Raw genomic sequence first — 9,345 nt, forward strand, 5'->3', positions numbered from 1 at the left:
GGGCCGCCAGGACACCCGCCAGGAACGCCTCGCCCTCGGCGGTCATGCCGAGGCGGCCGTCCCCGCCGCCGCACAGGTTCCGGCCGTCCTGCCAGAGGCTGAGGTGGAGGTGGGCGCCGTTGGCGACGCCGCCCGGGGTGATGACGGGGCCGAAGAAGGGGGTGAGCCCGTGCCGTACCGAGACCGCGCGGATCGTCTCGCGCACCAGGACCGCCAGATCCGCGGCACCCACCGGATCGGCGGGCGCCACCGACACCTCGAACTGGCCCTCGGTGTACTCCGGGTGGATCTGCAGCACATCCACGCCCTGGTCCAGCAGTGCGCCGAGCACATCGCCGAGATACCCGGACCGCTCCACGACCCGCGCCATCCCGTACGCCGGGCCTTCGAGGGCGGGCGAGACCGTCCACTCCGTCTCGAAGCCCATCCGCAGCGTCAGGCCCCGCTCGGCGGCCCGCAGCGTCATCCGCCGGGCGAACAGCCGCTGGCAGCCCGGGTGTTCACCGCCCAGCTGGTCGTAGCGGTCGACCGGGGCCCAGGCCCAGCCGGGCTGGCCGGCGAGCACGGTCAGCCGGTCGAGGTCGGGGAAGAGCCGCAGATCGCCGTCCGGGCCGCCGCTGAAGCGGCTGGAGGTCGCCGAGTCGTCGACCAGGAAGGCGTCGAAGCACGGCGACATCCCGACCCCGCGCTCCACGACCGCGGGCAGCCGGGCCGCCGGCACCGCCTTCACGCGCGCGATGCCCGCGTTGTCCACCGAGGTCAGCGCCACCGCGCGGACCCCTTCGGAGGCGAGTCGCGCCGCCTCCTGCCGTGCCCGCTGTACCCGCTCCCGCACTTGCTCCGACCCCACTGCCTCAGTCCCTCCCGCCGCCCAGCTGCTTCACCGTGGCGACCGTGTCCGCCTCCGAGGCGCTCTTGTCCTCGCGGTAGCGCACTACCCGTGCGAACCTCAGTGTCACCCCCTCCGGGTAGCGCGACGATCTCTGCACCCCGTCGAAGGCGATCTCTACGACGAGTTCCGGCCGCACCCGCACCCCCCACGGCTCCTCGGCCACCGCCAGCTCCCGCAGCCGCTCGGTCTGCCAGGCGAGCAGCACATCGGTGAGGCCCTTGAAGGTCTTGCCCAGCATGGCGAACGAGCCGTCCGGGCGGCGGGCGCCCAGGTGCAGATTGGAGAGCGTGCCGGTGCGCCGGCCGTGCCCCCACTCGGCCCCGAGCACCACCAGGTCGAGGGTGTGCACCGGCTTCACCTTGAGCCAGGAGGCTCCCCTGCGGCCCGCGCTGTACGCCGAGTCCAGCGCCTTCACCACCACCCCCTCGTGGCCGCGCTCCAGCGTCAGCGCCGCGAACTCCCTTGCCGCCGCCCGCTGTTCGGGATCGGCCGGGTCCTCCACCACCACCCGCCGCACCCGGCGCGGCTCCGGCGCGACCCGGACCAGCTCGGCGCAGCGCTCCCGTACCGGCAGGTCGAGGAGGTCGCGGCCGTCCAGGGAAAGCAGATCGAAAAAGACCGGAAACAGTGGCAACCGGTCCTGGGCACCGGCCACATCCAGCCGGGAGCCGACCCGGCCCGCGATGTCCTGGAACTGCCGGGGGCGCCCCTCCTGGTCGAGCGCGATCACCTCGCCGTCGAGGATCGCCCGGCCGGCGTTCAACTCGCGCGCCGCGGCCACCACTTCGGGCAGCCGGGCGGTGATCTCGTCGAGGGTACGGGTGAAGACACGTACCCCCTCGCCGTCGCGGTGGACCTGCACCCGGATGCCGTCGAGCTTCTCCTCCACCGCGCACGGACCCAGCCGGTCCAGCGCCTCGTCCACGTCCTTGGCGGTGTGCGCCAGCATCGGCAGCACCGGCCGGCCCACGTCCATCCGGAAGGCGGCCAGCGCGTCGCCGCCACCGCCCAGGAGCGCCTGGGCCACCGCCCCCAGCGAGCCGCCGAGCATCACCGCGCGCCGTACGTCGGCCGCCGGGGCGCCGGTCGCCTCGGCCAGGCCCTCCACCGCCGCGGCGTCGAGCGCGCCCTGACGGACCTCGCCGGTGATCAGACCGATGAGGAAGCGCTGCTCCTCCTCGGTGGCGGCGGCCATCAGCTCGCGGACCAGCCGTCTGCGCTCGCCCTGCGCGCCCTTGCCCGCCAGCGCGCCGATCCGGTCGAGCGCCGCGTCGACCTCCTGCACGGTGAGGGAGGGGCTGTCGGCGGGCGGCGGACCGTCCTTCAGGGTGCTCCAGCCCAGGCCCGTACGGCGCTGCGGCAGCCGCCCCGCCAGATAGGTGACCACCAGCGGGGCCTCGGCCGGGGCGGTCTCGCGGAACAGCGCGGCGAGCAGGGCGGCCTTCTTCGTACGGGAGGAGGTCGCCGCGATCTCCCGGGAGGTCGTGGCCACATCGGCGAGGAGCATGTCCCCATCGTCACCCGGTCCGTTCGCGTCCGCAGGTCCGAGGTGGCAGCATCGGCGCATGCCCACCAGGTCCGCCCGAACGACCGCCGCCGCCCTGCTGGCCTGCCTGGCGCTCCTGCTCACGGGGTGCGGGGGCGCGGCGAAGAAGGACGGCGAGGCGCCGCGGGCCACCGCGGCCACCACCGCCGCGGGCGCCGCCACGCCCGGCTGGGCCCGGGATATGGCGACCGTCCGCGCCGGCGCACTGCCGGCCGAGGCCCGGCAGACCCTGGAGCTCATCGACCGGGGCGGCCCCTTCCCGTACGCCAAGGACGGCACGGTCTTCTCGAACTTCGAGAAGGCCCTGCCGCAGCACAAGCGCGGCTACTACCACGAGTACACGGTGAACACCCCGAAGTCGCGCGACCGCGGGGCCCGGCGGCTGGTCACCGGGCAGGGCGGCGAGATCTACTACACCGGCGACCACTACAAGACGTATCTGGCGGTGCTGCGATGACGACCGACCCGTTCGACGCCGTACGGGCCACCGGCTGGCAGGTCGACGTACTCGACCTGGCCGGGGTCACCGACCGGGCCGGATTCATGGACCGCTGCGCCCGCGCGCTGCGCCTGCCGGAGTGGTTCGGCCGCAACTGGGACGCCCTGGCCGACTGCCTGGGCGACCCCGACTGGGGCCCGGCCGACCCCGGCCGGCTGCTGGTGGTGCGGCGCTGGCAGGGGTACGCGGCGGCGCGCCCCGAGGAGTGGGAGACGGCGCGGGAGGTGCTGGACGAGGCGGCGGTCGACGGCGACGCCGGCACCCTGGCCGTGGTGCTCGCCCTCGGCGCCTTCGTGTGATCGCACCAGGGTGCTGTCCAAGCCCTGGATGATCGGTCCGGGCGGCGCAATCATACGAACATGGGACAATGAAGTACGTGCGTTTAGCCCCGGCTGAAATGCCTGGGGTCACTCCGATCGACTGGGATGTTCTGCACGTGCGTTTCCTCAATGACATCAAGCCGCCGTACGACCTGACGTACGACGATGTGTTCATGGTCCCCAGCCGCTCCGCGGTGGGCTCCCGCCAGGGCGTCGACCTGGCCTCGCCCGACGGCTCGGGCACCACGATCCCGCTCGTCGTCGCCAACATGACGGCCATCGCGGGACGGCGGATGGCCGAGACCGTGGCGCGCCGCGGCGGCATCGTCGTCATCCCGCAGGACATCCCGATCGAGGTCGTCACCGACGTCATCACCTGGGTCAAGACGCGTCACCACGTGCTCGACACCCCGATCGTCCTCGCGCCGACCCAGACCGTCGCCGACGCGCTGGCGTTGCTGCCCAAGCGCGCCCACAACGCCGGTGTCGTCGTCGACTCCGAGCAGCGCCCGGTCGGTATCGTCACCGACGCCGACCTGACCGGCGTCGACCGCTTCACGCAGCTCTCCGAGGTCATGTCCAAGGACCTCCTGCTGCTCGACGCGGACATCGACCCGCGCGAGGCGTTCAACAAGCTCGACCACGCCAACCGCCGCTACGCCCCGGCCGTCGACAAGGACGGCCGCCTCGCGGGCATCCTGACCCGCAAGGGCGCCCTGCGCGCGACCCTGTACGCCCCGGCCACCGACGCCTCCGGCCGGCTGCGCGTCGCCGCCGCCGTCGGCATCAACGGCGATGTGGCGGGCAAGGCCAAGCAGCTCCTGGACGCCGGCGCCGACACGATCGTCGTCGACACCGCGCACGGCCACCAGGAGTCGATGATCGCCGCGATCAAGGCCGTCCGTGGCCTGGACCCGCAGGTCCCGATCGTCGCGGGCAACATCGTCGCCGCCGAGGGCGTGCGCGACCTCATCGACGCCGGCGCCGACATCATCAAGGTCGGTGTGGGCCCCGGCGCCATGTGCACCACCCGGATGATGACGGGCGTGGGCCGTCCGCAGTTCTCCGCCGTCCTGGAGTGCGCGGCCGAGGCGAAGAAGTACGGCAAGCACGTGTGGGCCGACGGCGGGGTGCGCCACCCGCGCGACGTCGCCATGGCGCTCGCGGCCGGTGCCTCCAACGTCATGATCGGCTCCTGGTTCGCCGGTACGTACGAGTCCCCGGGCGACCTCCAGCAGACCGCCGACGGCCGGCTCTACAAGGAGTCCTTCGGCATGGCCTCGGCCCGCGCCGTGCGCAACCGCACGAGCGAGGAGTCCGCGTACGACCGGGCCCGCAAGGCGCTCTTCGAGGAGGGCATCTCCACCTCGCGGATGTTCCTCGACCCGGCCCGGCCGGGCGTCGAGGACCTGATCGACTCGATCATCGCGGGCGTCCGCTCCTCCTGCACCTACGCGGGCGCCGGCTCGCTGGCGGAGTTCGAGGAGAAGGCGGTCGTCGGTATCCAGTCCGCCGCCGGTTACGCGGAGGGCAAGCCGCTGCACGCCAGCTGGAGCTAGCCGGCGAGGGGACAGCCGACTCGCCGCGGGCCGCTGTGGCCGGCCGCGCGGTTCCCCCCGACCCCAGGTAGGAGATGGGCCCCCCGTGCCGTATGCGCGGGGGGCTCAGCTGTCGCGGGTGAGCGGGCCCAGTGCCCCGGCCACCGCCGCCGCGACCTTCGCGTGGCCGCCGTCGTCCGGATGCAGACCGTCCGCCAGGTCGTCCTCGGTCAGCAGGTCGCGCCCAGGAAGCACGTGAAGGTGGCTGTCGCCGTCCGCGACACGGTCCCGGGCCGCCGCCTCCATCGCCGAGCGCAGGGCGCCCAGCGTGGCGCCCAGGGCGTTCGGGGTGCGCTCCGCGGCCGGGTGGAGCAGCGGGGAGAGCAGCAGCAGCGGGGTGCGCGGATGGCCCCGGCGCACCAGGGCCAGGAACGCCCTGGTCGTCTCGTACAGCAGCGGGGCCGAACTGGGCACCCCCGACCAGCAGTTGGTGCCGAAGGCGAGGGTCAGCGCGTCGGCGGGCAGGGACGCGAGCTGTTCGGCTGTGGCGAGTTCACCGCGCGCGGCCCCCGCGTAACCGAGGTTGACGGTGTCCAGGCCGAGCGTCCGCCCGGTCACCGCGGGCCAGGCGTGGGCGGGGCGGGTCGACCACCAGCCCTCGGTTATCGAGTCGCCGTGGACCAGCCAGCGCGGGCCGCGCGGGGCGGGCGTGAGCGGGCCGCCGACCCCGCGCAGGGCGAGGACGCGCGGCGAGCGGTCCTGCGGCGGGTAGACCGTGAACGGGCCGCCGCCGGGCGGGAGTCCGAGGACCACGACCGCCTCCTCGGCCGGGGTGACGGCCGCCTCGTGGACAGGGCGGCCGTCCGCCCAGAGCGCGAAGGTGTGGGCGAGGGAGCGCATCGCCTCGTCCGGCGCGGGCACCTCGGCGCGGTAGTGGATCTCCACCGCCGACGCTCCCTCGGCGACGAATTCCAGCCGCACCCCTATCGGCAGCCCCGCCCGCTCCGCGGTGTCCCACGGCAGCCGCGCCAGATCGTCCGGGTCCGCCCGCACCGGCAGGCCCTCGGCGTCCCGCCACGCCACTCCGCGCAGGAACGGTTCCGGGTCCAGCCAGGTCATCGAAGCCTCCGGTCGGGGTATCCGGACACCGCGCCGGCCGGGGTGTCGGGGACCTCACTCCTACCCCGCCGCGCACGGCCTGATCACACCGTTGACGCACGGATCGAACGCTGATGCGCAACAAACACCCATCCGTCGCGCTTGTGCGCAATGATCATTCACCGATGCGCAAGGTTGCTGCATTACGAGCGGGAAGCGGAACCCTCTACTCTTCTCGCGATACGTGGAGTGGCGGCGACCGCCTGCTCGGCGGTACCGACCACGGTGTGTGCTCAGTCATGCCCGGATTGCCCTTCGTACCGAAAGGGCCGGACCGTCGTGGTCGCCGACGTCCGAAGGCAGCGACAAGGAGCCCACTGAAGTGTTGGACCACGGCACAGCGCCCCCCACCGCAGCAGCACCGGCCACCGGGGCGCAGCGCCCCGGCAACCCGCTGCTGCGGCGCAAGCCGGTAGAACTGCTGGTCGCCGAGGGTGGTCAGGGCGAGGGCGGCAGTCTGCGCCGCACCCTCGGCATGTGGCAGCTCACCATGATCAGCATTGGCGCCACGCTCGGCACCGGCATCTTCGTCGTCCTGGGCGAAGCCGTCCCCAAGGCCGGACCGGCGGTCACCCTGTCGTTCGTCCTCGCCGGACTCACCGCGCTGTTCTCCGCGCTCTCCTACGCCGAACTGGCCGGCTCCATCCCGGTCGCGGGCTCGTCGTACTCGTACGCTTACGCAACGCTGGGTGAACTCGTCGCCTGGGTCTGCGGCTGGTGTCTGATCCTGGAGTACGGCGTCTCGGTCGCGGCCGTGGCCGTCGGCTGGGGGCAGTACCTCAACGAGCTGCTCGACGGGACCATCGGCGTCACCATCCCGGACGCGCTCTCCGCGCCGCCCGGCGACGGCGGGATATTCAACCTGCCCGCGCTGATCGTCGTCCTGCTCGCGATGGTCTTCCTGCTCGGGGGCGCGCGTGAGTCGGCCCGCGCCAACACCATCATGGTGGCGGTCAAGATCGTCACCCTGGTGCTCTTCTGCTCCATCGGCATCATGGGCTTCAAGTCCGGCAACTACTCCGACTTCATGCCGCTGGGCATGGCCGGTGTCAGCGCCGCGGGCTCCTCGCTCTTCTTCTCCTACATCGGCTTCGACGCCGCCTCCACCGCCGGTGAGGAGGCCAAGAACCCGCAGCGCGACCTGCCGCGCGCGATCATGCTCTCGCTGATCATCGTCACCGCGCTGTACGTCCTGGTCGCCGCCGTCGCCGTGGGCGCCCGCCAGTGGAAGACCTTCGAGGGCAGCGAGGCGACCCTCGCCGCGATCATGAACGACGTCAGCGGCCAGACCTTCTGGGGCACGCTGCTCGCCGCCGGCGCCGTCATCTCCATCGCCAGCGTGGTGCTGACCGTGCTCTACGGCCAGACCCGCATCCTGTTCTCGATGTCCCGCGACGGCCTGGTCCCCAAGGTCTTCGGCAAGGTGAACCCCAAGACCGGCACCCCCCGCGCCAACACGGTCATCGTGTCGCTGTTCTGCGGTGTGCTCGCCGCGGCCGTTCCGCTCGGCGACCTCGTCGACGCCACCAGCATCGGCACGCTCTTCGCCTTCGCGCTGGTCAACATCGCGGTCATCGTGCTGCGCCGGACCCGCCCGGACATGCCGCGCACCTTCCGCGCCCCGCTCGGCTGGGTCTGCCCGATCCTCGGCTTCTTCTTCTGCATCTACATGATGAAGGGCCTCGGCGCGTCCACCTGGACCGTGTTCGGAGTCTGGATGGCCGTCGGTCTCGTGATCTACTTCGGATACGGCATCCGCCGCTCCCGACTGGCCACGGCCACGGACACCGTATCCGCAGAGAAGTGATCCACCCGCAGTGCGACTCAATGACCTCGACGAGCGCATCGTCCACGCGCTCGCTGAAGACGCCCGCCGCTCCTACGCCGACATCGGTTCGCTGATCGGCCTCTCCGCGCCCGCCGTGAAGCGGCGCGTGGACCGGCTGCGCGCCGAGGGGGCCATCACCGGATTCACCGTCCGGGTGGACCCCGCCGCGCTCGGCTGGGAGACCGAGGGCTTCATCGAGCTGTACTGCCGCCGCAACACCTCGCCCGAGGCCATCAAGCGCGGCCTGGAGCGGTACCCCGAGGTCGCGTCCGCCTCCACCGTCACCGGTGAGGCGGACGCGATCGTCCAGGTCTTCGCCTCCGACATGCGCCACTTCGAGCGGGTCCTGGAACGGATCGCCGGTGAGCCGTACGTGGAGCGCACCAAGTCGGTCCTGGTGCTCTCGCCCCTGCTCCGGCGCTTCTCCTCCGGCTCGCCCGCCTGACCGCTCGGGGCCGGTGGCCGGGGGCGCACGGGCCGCGCGGCGGCCACGCAACGAATCGCCGCCGAAGGCCTCCCACGCGCAACGAATCCTCCTTCAGTGTGCAACAGTCGTGCCTTGTCGGGGTCGAGCGGCGGAACGTACCGTCTAGGTGACCCCTTCAACCACTTTCGCCCCGAGGACCGCCATGCCCCCGCTGCGTACCGCCCTGCTCCAGAGCTCCGGCCGTCCGGGTGACGTCGCCGCGAATCTGAAGGTGCTGGAGGAGGCGGCGGGCCGGGCCGCGGCGACCGGGGCGGGCCTGCTGGTCACCTCGGAGATGTTCCTCACCGGCTACGCCATCGGGGACGAGGTGCCCGAGCTCGCCGAGACGGCCGACGGCCCCGGGGCGCGCGCCATCGCCGAGACCGCCCGCCGCCACGGCCTCGCGGTCCTCTACGGCTACCCCGAGCGGGACGGCGAGACCGTCTACAACTCGGCGCAGCTGATCGCCGCCGACGGGCAGCGCCTGGCGAACTACCGCAAGACCCACCTCTTCGGCTGCTTCGAGCAGAAGTGGTTCACCCCCGGCGACCAGCAGGTCGTCCAGGCCGAGCTCAACGGCCTGCGGCTGGGGATGATGATCTGCTACGACGTGGAGTTCCCCGAGAACGTCCGGGCGCACGCGCTGGCCGGCACCGACCTCCTCCTGGTGCCCACCGCGCAGATGCACCCCTTCCAGTTCGTCGCCGAGTCCGTGGTGCCGGTGCGCGCCTTCGAGAACCAGATGTACATCGCGTACGTCAACCGGACCGGCCCCGAGGGCGAGTTCGAGTTCGTCGGGCTGAGCTGCCTGGCCGGACCCGACGGCACCGCCCGGGCCCGCGCGGGCCGCGAGGCCGAGCTCGTCGTCGGTGACGCCGACCCCGAGTTCCTGGCCGCCTCGCGCGCCAACAACCCGTATCTGCGCGACCGCCGCCCCGGCCTCTACACCTCCCTCGTCTGACCCGGACCCCCGACGGCACCGCCCGGGCCCGCGCGGGCCGCGAGGCCGAGCTCGTCGTCGGTGACGCCGACCCCGAGTTCCTGGCCGCCTCGCGCGCCAACAACCCGTATCTGCGCGACCGCCGCCCCGGCCTCTAC

Annotated in this window: 8 protein-coding genes and 2 pseudogenes; 7 read left to right on the forward strand and 3 right to left on the reverse strand. The window is 72.6% G+C overall.

All coding sequences use genetic code 11. From position 1 onward, the window contains the following. Positions 1-850 (reverse strand): annotated as a pseudogene (locus tag ACJA3G_RS21655) (glutamine synthetase); the annotation flags it as partial. A gap of 4 nt (positions 851-854) precedes the next feature. After that, on the reverse strand, positions 855-2,399 hold the full coding sequence (locus tag ACJA3G_RS21660; protein ID WP_406554680.1) for an ATP-dependent DNA ligase: 1,545 nt from the start codon (positions 2,397-2,399) through the stop codon (positions 855-857). A 58-nt stretch (positions 2,400-2,457) separates the two neighbouring features. On the opposite strand from ACJA3G_RS21660, the gene ACJA3G_RS21665 reads away from it, so the two are divergent. The 3 genes from ACJA3G_RS21665 (at position 2,458) to ACJA3G_RS21675 (ending at position 4,816) form a co-directional block, all read left to right on the forward strand. Then, entirely contained in the window at positions 2,458-2,895 is a 438-nt protein-coding gene (locus tag ACJA3G_RS21665) for a ribonuclease domain-containing protein (protein WP_406554681.1), read from the forward strand. Beyond that, the gene (locus tag ACJA3G_RS21670) at positions 2,892-3,236 is read left to right on the forward strand and encodes a barstar family protein (RefSeq protein WP_406554682.1); all 345 of its coding nucleotides are present in this window, start codon (positions 2,892-2,894) and stop codon (positions 3,234-3,236) included. The genes ACJA3G_RS21665 and ACJA3G_RS21670 overlap by 4 nt, the downstream gene beginning before the upstream one ends. Positions 3,237-3,373: 137 nt before the next feature. After that, a complete protein-coding gene (locus tag ACJA3G_RS21675) occupies positions 3,374-4,816 on the forward strand; it encodes a GuaB1 family IMP dehydrogenase-related protein (protein ID WP_406554683.1) in 1,443 nt (480 codons plus the stop codon). 105 nt (positions 4,817-4,921) lie between these two features. On the opposite strand, the gene ACJA3G_RS21680 is transcribed toward ACJA3G_RS21675, so the two are convergent. Then, positions 4,922-5,914, reverse strand: a complete 993-nt coding sequence (locus tag ACJA3G_RS21680; protein ID WP_406554684.1) for a GDSL-type esterase/lipase family protein — start codon at positions 5,912-5,914, stop codon at positions 4,922-4,924. 361 nt (positions 5,915-6,275) lie between these two features. Here ACJA3G_RS21680 and ACJA3G_RS21685 point away from each other — a divergent pair, with 361 nt between their 5' ends. The 4 genes and pseudogenes from ACJA3G_RS21685 to ACJA3G_RS21700 form a co-directional block, all read left to right on the forward strand. Continuing rightward, the gene (locus ACJA3G_RS21685) at positions 6,276-7,760 is read left to right on the forward strand and encodes an amino acid permease (protein WP_406554685.1); all 1,485 of its coding nucleotides are present in this window, start codon (positions 6,276-6,278) and stop codon (positions 7,758-7,760) included. Between the two features lie 10 nt (positions 7,761-7,770). Continuing rightward, on the forward strand, positions 7,771-8,226 hold the full coding sequence (locus tag ACJA3G_RS21690; RefSeq protein WP_406554686.1) for an Lrp/AsnC family transcriptional regulator: 456 nt from the start codon (positions 7,771-7,773) through the stop codon (positions 8,224-8,226). A gap of 184 nt (positions 8,227-8,410) precedes the next feature. Continuing rightward, positions 8,411-9,208 carry a carbon-nitrogen hydrolase family protein gene (locus ACJA3G_RS21695; protein WP_406554687.1) on the forward strand — a complete coding sequence of 266 codons (798 nt, stop codon included), beginning with the start codon at positions 8,411-8,413 and terminating at the stop codon, positions 9,206-9,208. Between the two features lie 47 nt (positions 9,209-9,255). Beyond that, positions 9,256-9,345, forward strand: a pseudogene (locus tag ACJA3G_RS21700) (carbon-nitrogen hydrolase); the annotation flags it as partial.

Origin of the sequence: Streptomyces sp. YS-3 (genome assembly GCF_045257485.1) — a bacterium.
GTDB lineage: Bacteria > Actinomycetota > Actinomycetes > Streptomycetales > Streptomycetaceae > Streptomyces.